Source organism: Vogesella sp. XCS3, from assembly GCF_020616155.1.
Classification (GTDB): domain Bacteria; phylum Pseudomonadota; class Gammaproteobacteria; order Burkholderiales; family Chromobacteriaceae; genus Vogesella.
Map to the genome: position 1 here is coordinate 85,952 of NZ_CP085531.1, position 14,598 is coordinate 100,549.

The 14,598-nt window shown below is 51.2% G+C and carries 12 protein-coding genes; 8 read left to right on the forward strand and 4 right to left on the reverse strand.

The window, feature by feature from the left end:
- Positions 1–61 precede the first annotated feature (61 nt).
- Both LCH97_RS18290 and LCH97_RS18295 read left to right on the forward strand, forming a co-directional pair.
- Positions 62–1,015: an ATPase, T2SS/T4P/T4SS family gene (locus LCH97_RS18290; RefSeq protein WP_227305489.1), complete on the forward strand. Its 954-nt coding sequence runs from the start codon at positions 62–64 to the stop codon at positions 1,013–1,015.
- A complete protein-coding gene (locus LCH97_RS18295; protein WP_227305491.1) occupies positions 1,015–2,016 on the forward strand; it encodes a hypothetical protein in 1,002 nt (333 codons plus the stop codon). The genes LCH97_RS18290 and LCH97_RS18295 overlap by 1 nt, the downstream gene beginning before the upstream one ends.
- Positions 2,017–4,635: 2,619 nt before the next feature.
- Here LCH97_RS18295 and LCH97_RS18300 read toward each other — a convergent pair.
- The 4 genes from LCH97_RS18300 to LCH97_RS18315 form a co-directional block, all read right to left on the reverse strand.
- A complete protein-coding gene (locus LCH97_RS18300) occupies positions 4,636–5,568 on the reverse strand; it encodes an IS5 family transposase (RefSeq protein ID WP_227301451.1) in 933 nt (310 codons plus the stop codon).
- A gap of 573 nt (positions 5,569–6,141) precedes the next feature.
- On the reverse strand, positions 6,142–7,275 hold the full coding sequence (locus tag LCH97_RS18305) for a site-specific integrase (protein ID WP_227305493.1): 1,134 nt from the start codon (positions 7,273–7,275) through the stop codon (positions 6,142–6,144).
- Entirely contained in the window at positions 7,253–7,513 is a 261-nt protein-coding gene (locus LCH97_RS18310) for a helix-turn-helix domain-containing protein (RefSeq protein WP_227305495.1), read from the reverse strand. Before LCH97_RS18310 ends, LCH97_RS18305 begins: the two co-directional genes overlap by 23 nt.
- A 197-nt stretch (positions 7,514–7,710) precedes the next feature.
- A complete protein-coding gene (locus LCH97_RS18315; RefSeq protein ID WP_227305497.1) occupies positions 7,711–8,670 on the reverse strand; it encodes a ParM/StbA family protein in 960 nt (319 codons plus the stop codon).
- Positions 8,671–8,921: 251 nt separating this feature from the next.
- Between LCH97_RS18315 and LCH97_RS18920 the strand changes: the two genes are divergently transcribed.
- From LCH97_RS18920 to LCH97_RS18820, 6 genes are all read left to right on the forward strand, one after another.
- Positions 8,922–9,260: a lytic transglycosylase domain-containing protein gene (locus LCH97_RS18920; protein ID WP_370630742.1), complete on the forward strand. Its 339-nt coding sequence runs from the start codon at positions 8,922–8,924 to the stop codon at positions 9,258–9,260.
- Positions 9,260–11,422: a DNA topoisomerase 3 gene (locus LCH97_RS18325; protein WP_227305499.1), complete on the forward strand. Its 2,163-nt coding sequence runs from the start codon at positions 9,260–9,262 to the stop codon at positions 11,420–11,422. Before LCH97_RS18920 ends, LCH97_RS18325 begins: the two co-directional genes overlap by 1 nt.
- 79 nt (positions 11,423–11,501) lie before the next feature.
- On the forward strand, positions 11,502–12,278 hold the full coding sequence (locus LCH97_RS18330) for a hypothetical protein (protein ID WP_227305501.1): 777 nt from the start codon (positions 11,502–11,504) through the stop codon (positions 12,276–12,278).
- 110 nt (positions 12,279–12,388) lie between these two features.
- Positions 12,389–12,931 (forward strand): hypothetical protein, encoded by a 543-nt coding sequence (locus LCH97_RS18335; protein ID WP_227305503.1) that lies wholly within the window; start codon positions 12,389–12,391, stop codon positions 12,929–12,931.
- 151 nt (positions 12,932–13,082) lie between these two features.
- Positions 13,083–13,856 (forward strand): hypothetical protein, encoded by a 774-nt coding sequence (locus LCH97_RS18340; RefSeq protein ID WP_227305505.1) that lies wholly within the window; start codon positions 13,083–13,085, stop codon positions 13,854–13,856.
- On the forward strand, positions 13,853–14,587 hold the full coding sequence (locus LCH97_RS18820) for a M23 family metallopeptidase (RefSeq protein WP_304956734.1): 735 nt from the start codon (positions 13,853–13,855) through the stop codon (positions 14,585–14,587). Before LCH97_RS18340 ends, LCH97_RS18820 begins: the two co-directional genes overlap by 4 nt.
- The last annotated feature ends 11 nt before the right edge of the window (positions 14,588–14,598 follow it).

Consider the following 14,598-nt stretch of genomic DNA (forward strand, 5'->3'; position numbering starts at 1 on the left):
TTCGCCAAAAGCCCGCCACCACTCAGACTGGGGGCGGGCTTTTTTGTGGGGATGAGTGGTCATGAGTCAACAGCAGCAAGTTTTAACTGACGTTCAGTTGCATGTCCGTGACTGGCAGCAGTCCGTCTTGTTTCCTGGGCAGATCAAGCCGGGTGAGGGATTTAAAGGTTTTCTGACCAAGTTGACCGAGGTAGTGCTTACTGAGCAGCAGGCTGTTGGTCGGCGAACTTCGTTTCCAGTCACCGTCCAGGGTATGCGCTGGCGTGTTCAGCGCATACAGCAATACCGATACTCGTGCCGGTTGGTGATGAATCGTGCGCCAAAGCTCGGTGAGCTGAAGTTGCTGGAGTGCCACGCCAACATGATGCTCTCTGATGAGCTGCGTAAAAGTGGTGGACTCGTGTTGTTTTCAGGGCTTACCGGCTCCGGGAAAACCACTTCCATGAATGGCATGGTCGTGTCGAGGTTGGAGCAATTTGGCGGTTTCGCCCAGACGGTGGAAGACCCGATTGAGATCGTAATTGAAGGTTGGCATGGTGCAGGGTACTGCACCCAGATCGATGTTGGTGAGTCGCCCTCAGGTATGGAATTCAATTTTGACCGACGCTACGCGGAGGCCATCACATCTGCGTTGCGCTCTTTCCCTGCCAGGGACCGTTCCATGTTGATGATTGGAGAGGTTCGTGATGGACATAGTGCTGCAGAGCTGCTTCGTATTGCAGTGGACGGGCACTTGGTTCTTTCTACGATCCACTCTCGCGACATTCCTTCCGGGCTGCGTCGCCTTGCCGCCTTAGCTAGGGCCGGAGGTGAGTCGCAGGCCGACGAGTTCATTGCGGATGCTCTCCGTATGTCATTCCATCAGCGGCTTGATAACGGGATACCTCAGGTTCTGTCTCTGGATCTTCGCGATCGTAAAGATTTATCCCAATATATCAGTAAAGGGGAGTACGCACGGCTTGACGGTGAAATCGAGCTGCAGCGGCGTAAAAACGTACAGGGCAGAGGTGTGTGATGCGTAAGAAGCAAGCTGGCGAGATTCTGATCGGTTTGGTCATTGCTACCGTGGCAATCGGCATGGTGTTGGCCTATTTTGGTTTGAAACAGATCAACGACTGGCGAGTAACTCGCGGCCAGATCGTTGGCGGTGCGCTTGCTGAGCTGGGTAAGGGGGTGAATAGTTTTGTTACCCAGTATCACCCTCAAATCGTCGCGGCTATGTTCGGTGGTGCTACACAGGTCACCGATAGCGGTGGGACTGTCATTGTCAATAACGCATTGCAACCGACTGCTGCTGAGATCATCAAGATTGCAGGGATGTCTGGGTTGGGGGCAACCCCATCAATTCCCGGTGCGAGCTATAAAATTGTTCTCAGCCCTGGCAGCTCGTGCGCCATCCAAGCAACGTGCAATGTTAACTCCCTTACTTACATCGACAAGCCGTTGGTGATGCCTTATCCGGGAGCTGCTGACAACATCGATTACATGGCGGCCGCTGCGGCCGTACAGACTATCGGGATCAATGGTGGAGCCTCTTTTTCGCCGAACAATGCGAACCTGACCTTCCAAAGTCCTGCCGGAGCACCGCAGACGATCCCTAATCCAGTTGCAGGCACGCCAGGCGGGATTGTTGCGGTACGGGGTGGGTATATCCGTGCTGACTTCGACGAGTTCTTGCGCCGAGATGGCACCAAATCCATGACGGGCAACTTGGATATGGGGGCCAATAGTATCAACAACGCTAAGGACTTCAACGGCACGGGGACAGTAACTGCTGGCGGTAATGTGGCCGCAGGCGTGGACGTTACGGCGGCCAGGCATGTAACTGCCGGCCAGAATGTGACTGCTGGGGGAGTGGTCTCTGGCGATGTGCTGACGCCGAATAAGGAGGTGGTTGAAGGGACTTCATGCGCTGGCTATGCCTCTGGAGCCATCGCTAAGGACGCGGCAGGCTTAACACTTTCTTGCCAATCCGGTAGCTGGGAGCAAGCAACCGCTGCCTGCACTTTACACTGACAGCTTTGATGGCTCAGAAATGATTTCAGGAGTTAATATTTGCAGCGCAAGCCCAACATGGCAAAAAACATACTCTCTAAATCTTTCCAAAGACAGCCTTGTACTAATGTCATTCCTGAATAGTAATCTCGGTTATGGCTTTAGTTTTGCGGGCATTAGTCAAAATGGTAAGATTTGCGGATTTAATGCTAATGAGGGGAGCCCCGGATCAACTGCATCGTCAACTTGTACGCTATCTTTACCAGCTGGAGTTCATCAATTTCAATTTTGCGCTGCTACTAACATATCCAATGGGTCAATAACGGTTATTCCCCAGAAATAGTTTTGCCAATCCGGTCGCTGGGCTAAGATTGGCGGAGGCGACAATGCCGCAAAGGCACTAAACGGCTATACTGAGCTTCCAAGTGGTTTAGTAATTCAATGGGGTTACTTGAATGGGACTGCAGGATACGCAACCTATACAAAGCCATTTCCCAATGCTGCTTTTGCAGTTACCTGCTCTGGCAATAGCAGTGGCTCCGAAATAAATTATTGCCATCTATCAGATGTTTCAGCTTCCCATGGTATGCATCGCCCATAGCATTCTTGTTGATTCTCTATAGTCATTTGCCAACCGGTCGCTGGAAAAATGACAAAGTTATAAGTATCTCCTCATATTGCGCATGCCTTTTAAGCAATGATGATAATTTGTGGTGGTGTGTCATCTTTTGGCCAAGTTCAACGCAATCGTCTTTCCTTATAATGCAGCGTTTCCAGTGGGGATACATAGCGAGCGATAATGGCTGGTACTATGACTGTAATGGCCATCCCGGCGTTGGTGGCATCGCTACTGCTCTCCTAGGTCTTTTGCCAATCCGGTAGCTGGTCAAAGCAACCAATCGCATCCGCATACACTGACACATTTGACACGTCCGATTTCAATTCAGGTCCTAATCTTTGCTCAGGGGCAGACCTGCCTCAACGCAGTTATCTGCTAAATCTCTCTAAGCGCTCATTAGTATTTATGTCGATGACCAGTCAGCAACCTGGCCCCGGCTCCATTACGGGAATCGGGTATAACGGTTCTTTGTGCGGGTATGATTATTGGAATGGCGGAGGAGCATCGATGTCCACAACTTCGGCAAGCTGCTCTTTTGTACTACCTCCCGGAGTTCATTCTTTCGGATTTTGCACTTCACCAAGTGTTTCGTGGCTGAAGGGGGCAATAACTGTTCTTCCTAATGAATAATTTCCGCCATTCTGATATCTAATCTGGAAAAAATAAAAGCCCGAGATCGGGCTTTTATTGCAAAAAGAATTTAGCAACTATTAGATGTTTTCACGTCCGCATAAGATATGGTTCCGTTGTTACATTGATAAACGTACCTTGTGTATTTGCAGCCGACTGGCGAACCGGTTTCAGTAATCAAGAACCGCGCCCCTCCATCGCTGCCACAGCCATTGGATTGGCAATCTCATTGTTTTTTTAAGCATACTGCAAATGCACGTGCTCTCGTATCTTGCATGATAGACCAGTCAAATGCGTTTCGCCCAAAGCAGTTAACAATCCATCCGTTATTAATTTGATCCGGAAACGAGTCATGTACCCATGCTCTATCAGGTTCCATGCAAGAACCACCTCCACCAATTACGATTTCATCGCTAGCGCATGGTTGGAAGTCAGCATCTGTGCCATAAAGACCATCGTCTCGGATGGTGGGCTGGGAGACATGAAAAATTTTTGCCCAGCTACCGGATTGGCAAAATAGAATTTTTCAGAAACATGCGGCTGTTGATGGGCTATAAGAGTATGGCCCCCAAATCTCTTGAACCATACCTCCTTTATAGCCGTTGTTTATACAGTAACGACTGCCGCAAGCCATCATCCATCCAACTGGTCCCGCCCATCCTTTAGAGAAATCTGTCGGGCTATGAGTATCCCCACATAGACCCGGCTCAATAGATGAAGTTGAATCTGATATAGCACCGACAGTTGTCACTATGTATGTAACTTTTGATTGCTTTGACCAGCTACCGGATTGGCAAAATCCTATTCATTTGGAAGCACTACAAACGAGCCACTTACATCTATCGAATTTGAGTTCACGCAGAAACTAAATTTATGCGTACCTGATGGGAGAATGAACGCGCAACTGGCGGACGTCGTTGAATTTGTAGTCGCATTATAATTAAAGCCACAAACTTTACCATTGTAACTCGCCCCTGCGAATGGTGGATTTGTTGTGTTGCTGGCTATCAATGACATGAATACCAGCGATTTTTTCGACAAAATCAGATTGTATGTTCTTTGCGGTACGCTGGCGTATGAGCACAAATTTGGCCCGACTACGAACCCCGATCCATCAAAAGAATCATTATAGGCTGTGGGAACTGGGGGCCGTGCCCAGCTACCGGATTGGCAAACTAAATGCACAGCATACCTGGATTAACGCATGGACCAAGGCTGCCGTTGTGAGCAAAAGCTAGCAAAGACCATGTTCCATCAGCATTCCGTCTTACCGCTGCATCACCACCACTGTTAGAATTGCCGAGATAAGAGATTGCACAGAACTTATACTTCTTTTCGGCTTTGTTGCACAAATCAGCCGTAGGTCGAACTACCCCAATCCCCAGACGGATTTATCCCATACGGACCGTTTGCGGCGTGCCCAGTGCTGTGAAGCGATTCAGAATCGCTGCACAGATTTGAAGCTCCGCTACTTGCCGGTCAAAGTCCCGTGACTTAACCCGATCTGCCAGCAATTTGAAACAGTGCATCTTCGTTTCGACCAAGCTGCGGCGATGGTAGCCACTCCACTTTTTCCAGAGCGCGCGCCCCAGATACTTCACCGCTCGTAGCGACTCATTGCGAGCCTGATTGCCCCGTAAATTCCCTTTCCAGAATTGGCCATTTCGACGTGGGGGAATGATGGCTGCCGCCCCACGCTCTGCAATCGCTGCGTAACATAGGCGTGTGTCGTACGCCCCATCCGTGGTGACGGTTACCAGTCCCTCTCCCGCCGGAATTTGCGATAGCAGCTCTGGCAGCATCGTGGCATCTCCAGTGCGATTGTCGGTCACTTCCATTGCCCGGATTTCCAGCGTTTGCGCATCTATGCCCAGATGCAGCTTGCGCCATTGGCGGCGGTAATCAGCGCCATGCTTTTTCACCTTCCACTCGCCTTCACCCATCATCTTGATGCCGGTGCTATCCACCAAGAGATGCAGACAACCTTGCTTTTTCTGTACCGGGATGCGGACTTGCAGGTCTTTCTGGCGGCGGGAAAGCGTGCTGAAGTCGGGGACGGCCCAGTCAAGGCCAGCCAGGCGCAACATACTTTCGACCATACCTGTGGCTTGCCGTAGCGCCAGGCCAAAGAGGCATTTGATGGTGAGACAGAACTGGATGGCAGCATCAGAAAAAGTTAGCTGCCGTCCCCGCCTGCCGGTAGCCGGTGCCAACCAGTTCATGCCTTTGTCGAGCCAGAGAAGGAGCTGCCCTCGTTGCTTGAGGGACTGGTTGTATGACTGCCAGTTGATGGTTTGGTACTTGGGAGGAAGGGGCTTGCTCATGCGGTCATTCTACCGGACGGACGCAAGCACTGATTTGTGCAACAAAGCCCTTCTTTTCTGTAGTTACTAAGCTCACCCAACCGATTTTGTCTTCGCATACATAAGTAGACGTAGCGTAATAACTTGTCCCATAAAAATCAGCGTTAGGCACCAGGGTCGTCCAACCACCGGATTGGCAAGATGAGAATAGATACGCTATTTTCGTTTAACACAGTATGAGATAGCAGCTGCAGGTGTATCAGTTCCAGCGCCATAGCAATTTACGATCCAACCATCTGCTGGGGCTATCTGTACGCCCCACCATTGGGTTCCTGCTTTGATTGGTGCGGATGCGGTCAATTTACCGTTAATTGCATCTTGGCACATGCCACCACCAGAAACCACGACTTCATCCGGCGAACACCATGCCACACCGGCATCTGGAAAACCATTCCAGACATTGCCAAAAGTGCTTGTTACTGTACGAGCAGTCTCCATCGAAAATGATTTTGCCCAGCTACCGGATTGGCAAAATGACGTTTTAAATCATTCATCTATCTGTATTCAGGTTGATACTTTCTTTAAAATAAAGTGTTAAGCGTACTGACTGGCAAGCGGGTCGATCATCACCACCTTTGCTTCATCAACTGGGTCAAGGTATTGATCTGGTTGAGGAATTGGTTTTGCGTCGCGCATAGATGTGAGTATTTTTCGGAGCAAAGTGTCTTGTGCGGCCTGGATGGCGTTCTCTCTCGATGGCGCATGCATGACAAGGCCTTCGAAATCTAGCAGGCGTACTTCGATGTGTGTTGGGTGTTCTTCGATACTGGCCGGATAAGGGATCAGATTGTCGAGGACCGCTTGCTTACCTTTGTGTTTGTTCCCTTCTAGTTTTCTCACGAGACGCTGAGCACGAAGATGGGTATATCGCTTGAGCATCGACAGTGATTTGTGGCCACTGATTGCCGCCACCTCAAGAAGGTCCAAAGTTCCAAGCTCGACCAGGCGACTTATCGACTCGTGTCTTAAGTCATGGAAGTGAAGATCTTCGATTCCCAGCTTGATCAGCATAAAACGCCACGTGCTCTTCAGCCCGTTTGAAGAATAGGAGAGGGCCCTACCTTTGGTTTTAGCGCCAAGGCGGATTAGGGCGTCCCTGGCCCGTACTGACAGGGGTACATCGCGCTTGGTCCCGTTCTTTGTCTCGGGGAGATGGGCTATGCGTGTCTTCAGGTTTATATGCTCCCACTCCAGCTTGAGAATCTCGCCTTGCCGCATGGCCGTCTCCAGTGCCAGGATTACGATCGAGTACAATTCGGGGTTTGAATGGTTGTGGCAGTAGCGAAGAATCAGACGCTCTTCTCGTGCTGTTAGCCGGCGATCGCGCCCTGGCGGAGTTTTGGGCTTCTTGACGTTCTTTACCGGATTGCTATCGCAAACACCCCACTCTATGCGTGCGATGTCCAGGCAGTTGCTGAGCAAAGACATTTCTAGGCGGACAGTGGCCGCTGAGATGTTTTTATTTGTTTTTGGATTTATCTGGGCAAGGCGTTGGTCGCGGTAGGTGGCAACGTCCACGCTCGTGATTTCTCTGGTGATAAGGTTGCCAAGAGAGGATCGGCTGAGTTGCTCAATGCGGTAACGCTCTTGGGCGTACCCTTTCTTGAGGATGGAAACACGGTTGCGGTAGTGCTCTAGGGTCTCTTTAAGCTTCTGATTCTTGTCCAATCTCTTCCACCTTCGCTTGGATTAATGCAGCGAAGGCCGGGAGGGATATGCCAAGGGCATTGCAAAGGCATACAATCGTGTCTAGCGTAGGCGAGCGCTGGCCTAGCTCCATCAAAGAGACGTAATTTCTCGCGAGGTCGGCTTCAAATCCAAGCTCCTCTTGCGAGTATCCTTTTCTCCTTCGAAGGTCTCGTAAGACGATTCCAAAGGCTCGGTTGTGCGTATGTTGGCTGTTCATCCCGGCCTTCCGATAAGGCCGAAATTGTCAAGGGGTATCCCTCTCTAGTCCTCCAACAATTAGTGGAAATGTTAGGAATAATGGTGTAGTCGAGTATTAATTGTGCAATATCGACTTCGATATGCGGCCAGCATCGAGTGACTGAAAAATGCGAAAAGCCGACACAAGGTCGGCTCTTCGATTGAAGGATGAGCATTCTACAAGCGATTTGCCACAATCATAAGCCCCACTGCGATTGAGTGGCGACCGTGGGTCACAGGGGTGATGTTGATAGTCTGACTGAGCGCATCCTGGACGAATGTGCCTCCACCTCCGGCCAGGATGACGTAGTCGATTGCCCCCTTGGCGCGGGTGGTCAGTTCCTGGAATTTGCGGAGCTGCACGTTGCCGAAATCAGAGCAGACAGAAGCAACTTGCTCCTCGATTGCATGGGGGATGGTATTGATCACTATTTTCTTCTCGCGAAGAGCACGCTCAAGTCGTTCGAAAGGCGGCTCTACCTGAGTTTTCTCGCGCACAAGCGCGCCGAGCTGCTTGACCATAAAGCGGACACCCTCCGCCGAGAAGAATGCTCCGCTTACGGGGCGGCCACCTTGAATTAGGGCGTAATCGGTACTGTACCGGCCAACATCCATGACGGCGACGCGGACATCCGATTGACTCAGTTCCGGATTGGTGGAAGCCACGCTAAAGAATGCGCCGGCCGGTTGAGGCAAGATGCGGACCTTGCTGCCCTCAGGTAGGTGGCTGGTAAAGAGTTCGGCCACTTCGGTGCGCTGCTGCTCCGTCGCTTCCGACGGAAGCCCGCCAACAAGGCGGATCGAGCCAGAAATACCTCTGCGGCGAAGCTCGTTGATTGCGCCTAGGAACAGGGCCTCGTACTCGTCCGTTTTGGACCACTCTGAGAAAATGCCAGGCTCGGACAGCCCGTGAATCTGGGCAGTGTTGCCATACCACCATTCTTCTCCGTTGGAGAGGGTCACCGTTTCATGCTTGGCCCGCTCGCGTTCGTCATGGTCAGTCAGCAGCTGAGATCGGCACGCAATGGCCGGAATAATCGGCAGCGTCTCTTGTGCGCCATCGGGGGTCGTGTAGGCCAGCTTGATGCCAGAGCGACCGATATCGATGCCAACTGCGGGTAGGGAGATGATGTTCATGTGCCTATACTCCATTTAAGGATGCTTGTTGTGTCTTTGTGACAAAAAGTTTAATAAGATATATACTAGAACACACATTAATCTATCAAGTGACCGGGATGAAAAGATTAGTTTTGATGCTGATTTTTAGCATCTCGCTCGCGTCGGAGTCCGTTTTTGCGGAAGCCCCACCCGAGCACTTCGATGTTGTGAGGACTGCCAATTGTGCTTTGGATGCGTCCAAGCGATTCGAGATTCCTTATTTGCTGCTTATGGCGCTCAAGGTGAAGGAATCCGGCGTCCAGTTTACAAACCCTCACGTCACCCGTCGTAATAGTAATGGAACCTCTGACAGGGGTTACTGGCAGGTGAACGATTTTTGGCTTCCTAAGCTCGCCCCGTATGGTATAGACCGAGCCAGGCTGTACGACCCGTGCGTCAACGCCCATGTCGCCGCGTGGCTAGTCCGTAGTGAGGTGCAGCGGAAAGGCAGTTGGGAGGGGGGGATTGGTTCATATCACAGTCCTACTCCATGGCGTGCTAGGGCTTACGCAGCCCATGCCATGCAGATTTGGGCAAAGCTCAAGCAAGATTATCCAGGGTGGAATTGATGGCACGATTGATCATCACGGAAAAACCAAGCACAGCAAAATCAGTGGCCGAGTTCCTTGGTGTTGCGAAGAAGACCTCAGCCTTCTATCAGACAAACTCGGGAGACTATGTCGCTTCCTGTCTTGGCCATCTGATGGAGCAGTATGAGCCTGAAGATTATTGCCAGGAGTGGAAGAAGTGGGATCTCGGGGTATTGCCTATGATTCCCGGAGAGTGGAAAAAGCGCGTGCGGAAGGACGGCAAGCAAAAGGTTGATGCCATTAAGCAACTACTTCCTTTGGTTGATGAGGTTGTCCATGCCGGGGATGCTGATCGGGAAGGGAATCTGCTGGTGGATGAGGTGCTTGAGCACCTGCATAATCGATTGCCCGTCAAGCGCCTTTGGCTGTCTGCTTTCGACACGCTGAGTATTAAACGTGGTATGGAAAACATTGTCCCAGAGTCTCAGTATAAGGGCTTCAGTTTTGCGGCAGAGGGGCGTGCGCGCTCTGATTGGTTGATCGGTATGAATATGAGCCGAGGCGTGACCAAGCTCTGGGAGCAAGGAGGTAACCGGACAACGCTGCATATCGGGAGGGTAAAGACGCCTGCGCTGTGGTTTGTCTACGAGCGTGAGATGGCAATTGCCAGGTTCAAGCCGGTTGATTACTTCGTTGGTGAATGCATTTTTCAGCACGAGAATGGTAGCTTCAACGTGACCTGGTGCCCGCCGCAAGGGGTGCCAGTCGATGATTCCGGCCGGGTCTTGGACCAGAAGTTTGTTAAGGATGCCATCAATAAGGTTTCGGGTAAGGCTGGCGTAATCACCAGGTTAGAAACCAAGCCGGGAAAGAGCAATGCGCCATTGCCGTTTTCTCAGGCAGATATCCAGAAGAAAGCAGGCCGGCGTTTTGGTCTTGCGCCAGAAAAAGTTCTGGAGATTTGTCAGTCGCTGTATGAAACGTACAAGCTTACTACGTACCCCCGGACTGACTGTGCATATCTGCCCGAGTCTCAGCTCGCTGATGCTCCAGTCATTCTTGATGCGCTGCGTTCAAACTTTGGTGATGCTTTCCCAAAATTCAGTTTTAGCACTGGTAAGAAGTCTCGCGCTTGGAATGACAAAAAGATATCTGCTCACCATGGGATTATTCCTACATCTGAAGTTCGCTCCCTTGCGGCGTTGAGTCAAGACGAGCGATTGGTTTATGAGATGATCGTTCAGCACTACCTTGCGCAGTTCATGCAGGAATGTCTGTTCGAGACCACAGAGGTTGAGGTGGTGTCTGAGTCTGAGCTTTTTGCAGCAAAAGGCGTTGTCGAGATTCAGGCGGGGTGGAAGGCACTTTTCCGGAGTAAAGGGGATAACTCCGAAGAGTCCGAAGATGAAAAAGCGGTAAAGCTCCCGGAGATGAATCAGGGCGATCCAGGCAAGATGGGGAAGGGAGACGTACTGTCAAAGCGAACTACGCCGCCTAAGCCATTCACTCAGCCTGACTTGATTGATGCAATGCAGAACGCACATCGATATATCGAGAATCCGCAGCTGAAGACGATGCTCAAGACTGTGCAGGGGATAGGGACTGAGGCCACCCGAGCCAACCTGGTCAAGGAACTTTTTGAGAAGGGATACTTGGAAGAGGTCGGGAAAGGAAAAAATAAGAACATCAAAACCACGCTAAAAGGCAGAGAGTTATGCGAGTCGTTGCCTGATCAGCTGCTCAGGCCGGACATGTCAGCTTACTTTGAAGAGCTACTTGGACGTGTGCAAAGCCAGACGCTGCCGTTGCCCCAGTTTATGCAGACGGTTGAGGCCTTCGTTGTGAAAATGCTCGATGAGATGAAGGCCGGGCGTGGGCTGAAGAAAATCCCGAAGGGAGTAGGAGCGCTAGCGCCGGTCGCTTGCCTTGCGCCGGGTTGCGGGTTGCAATCTACGCGGCGCAAAAAGAAAGATAGTGCTGCGCACTTTTGGGTTTGTTCAAACGGACACTTCATGGACGATAAAGGCGGTAAGCCAGTGCCTCGTGAGGAGGTGGACGCGAAGTGTGAGTGCGGTGGGAAACTGTCACCTCGTAACGGGCCAACTGGCAAGTTCTATGGATGTTCCAACTACCCGACTTGCAAAAAAACTTACAAGCCTACTGGTAAGAGTAGTACAGGCAGTCGTCGGAGCAACGTTTAAAGGGTCGTTCGGAATGCCATACTGTATACTTCGACCATTCTAGAGCGGTATCTATTGCAATATAAGTATTGGGGCTGTAATGACTCAACAAGAATCTCTGATTCCGGCTGACCGCCAAAGTGATAGCCTGGATGTTTCGCCGGAAAGCAGACTCCCTGCCGTGCTGACGTTTCCAGATGATCGGCCAATTCTGGGTAAGGATCTTGATGCATTCAAGGACTATTTTGGCGCGACGGTTGCCCAGGCATTGGCTGCCTTGGGGATACAAACCCATGGTCGGTGGTCAACGATTGTGAAGAAAAATGCCGAAATGCCCGTGGATGGAGCGATCGCTAACTTGGTACGATGGTATGCGGCGCATCCGGAGCGATTCCCGTTCGGGCAGGTCGATATGCCGACGCTTCGCCTGCGCCTTCAGATCAACCAGGACTCGTTTGCGCAACTCTTTGGCCGGCGTAAAGTTGCAGTCTCTCACTGGGAGAGAAAGCAAGTTAAACCCGAGCCTCAAGTGCAAATCATTGCGCGAGAGATGGATGATCTGCTGAAATCCTACGAAAAGCAGGCGGAGCAAGATCGTGACAGCGCATTGATGATCCTTCAGCGTCTCATGGCGAAGCTTGACGACGCCGCTGCTGATGCGGCGATAAAAGGCAAAGACGACATTCTGGCTTGCATGCGGTCTGCGATCGAGCTTGAGGCCCAGAATGTTGCTGTAAAGCAGGATACGACGCCGCACAGCTTGGATATGCTTCACGAGTTCATGGATATTGCAGCATTGAACTCTGCGCTAATCCCGGCCCCCCCTCCTCGTCGAAAAGGCGTTCGACAGCAAAAAGAGTCGCCGAATCAACAGTGAGAGCACCCGGCCCGCCGCATGGCGGGTTTTTTATATGGGCTGTTTGGAGTTGTTTATGTCGTATGCGAAAATGTAATCACGCAGACATTAATCTGAAAGGATGACGAGGCATGAGTACAAATAGAATTGTTGTCGTAAGTCTTCCGCAGGAGGAAGTTATCTTGGGGGCGCTGAAAGCGCAGTTGCAAGTTATCGGTGACTCGTATCAGGCGTCATACCATAGTGACCAGACTGTTACCCTGATTTCTGATGCAGCTCAGCTTTTCGATTGCAATCTTTCCCTATGTGATCAGGGGGAGGGGCTGGTCGTTGTGGCAGCAAAAGAGCGAAGAGAGCGATCGAGCGATGAGTTGTTGGCCAGCATTCTATGCGCCTACTATCCGAAAACGGATGATGAACAAAATCCGGGTCTTATGATGGCCAAGCATGCGATCAATGAGGCAACAGACTTTCAGTTTGATGAATGCATACAGCATGAAGTGGTGATGGCATGTTGCCATGCTGTTGGTGCCTACATGTTTGCCAACTTCACTCTAGATGATATCGACCCAGGAAGGAGTGGTGATCGATATGAGGAGTGCCGCAAAAAAATCATATCCTTCGTCGTGAGCACTGGACTTGCTGATCTGGTGCTTGGCCGGAAGGCTAAGTAGGTGGCCAGTGAACTAAGTAGCTTGTTTACGCTATTCAAGTGACTGGGGTAGGTGATAAGTAACCCGCTAATTGGCGGGTTTTGCATTCGTGTTGTTGTAAAAGTTTGATTTAATATATACTTGGATAAACATTTATCTGATAGGTGCGGATGTGAAGCCATCTTTTTTAGCCTTAGCAATTCTGCCGCTGGCATTTGCCAGTTCAGCTCTCGCAGACCAGATTTCAGGTCCGCAGGCAGAGGTGATCATTGCCAGGGCTGTTGAAAATGTTGCAAAGGATGCTGTTGTCCGATTTCACCCCAAAGGAACGTTTGTCACTTTCCTGAAAGACAACGGTGCGGATGCACTGATGGCGAACATCCGGGGCCGTAGGACAAAGGCAGTCATGGCCCTGACTGGGGTCATGTTTGAGGCGGGCTGCAAAAAAATGGCCGGGGACTACTTCCGGTACAACTACCAGACCACACCAATGGAAGAGAAGGAACGGTTAGACGTGCGGTTGAAATTTGACCGTCTGGCCGGGCCGGGGTCTGCGTGGTGTACAGAATTGGGGGGAGATGAAGATGAGGCAAAACTGAAGTGTCATAAGTCGTCACGTTATCCAAAACGGCAGAAGAACGTGTGGCTGAAGCTGGCACAACAAGCTGAAGTCGCCAGATCCAAACGCAATGCGTATTTGGCCTCTATCAAGTTCAACCGATACGACTATGTCGCGGCGGTTACTTCGACAGGGCTGGATATCTTCGACCCTGCAATGCAACGGCCGGACAATGCGGCCTGTGCCGTTATGGCGGACGAGATGAGTAAGTCTCTCTTTCTTCGATTGAGGCACGACAAGGTCGATGAGGCTTACTACGTTCAGTACCGAGTGGCCATTGAGGCTAGCCGTGAGATATGGCACAAAATGGATGCACTCGAAAAATGAAGACGTTTACCACATATTTCGTTGCGACCACTGTAGCCATTGCGATCGGAAGCGCAGGGGTTGTCGGTATGTCTTTCAAGGCAGGTGCCGCAGCAGGTACTGGTGGAGTTACCAGCAGCGGGAAAGCTAGCTTTTGCTTTGCGAAACCTTTCACTGTTCCGATGCGAATCACCAATCATGCAACTGGGGCTCGTAAACACCCGACGCTGGGCATTACGCGCCCTCATTATGGTGATGATATCGGGATGCCGTCGAACACCCCAATTTACGCGCCAGCTAATGGTGTTGTTCAGAGTGTGGCGTTTAACCGACCAGGTGCCGGCAATTACATCGCAATTCAGCATCCGAGCGGCTACCTGACCCGTTATCTGCATCTGAACTCAATCTCTGTGAAGAATGGGCAAATGGTCAAAACGGGGGATCTGATCGGGTACTCCGGGATGACCGGAGGGGTGAGTACAGGGCCCCACTTGCACTGGGAGGCTCACACGCCAGTCTATAAAAACCCATTCCCTCCGGTTGGGCCGAGCAGCCTACTTTGTGATGGTGCATCTCCGGCGCAAACGGAGGGTGAGGCTAGTGGGACGGGTGATCCAGCACAGACAGTTCAGTGGCCGCAAGATACAGATGCGCCAGATCCTGAGTGGGAAGCTTGTCCTATCCAGCCGCCACCGATGCTGCCTCAGGAGTGGCGTTTTGATGATCCTGGCCGCAAAACCAAACCCTATTAAGTGAAAGGTTT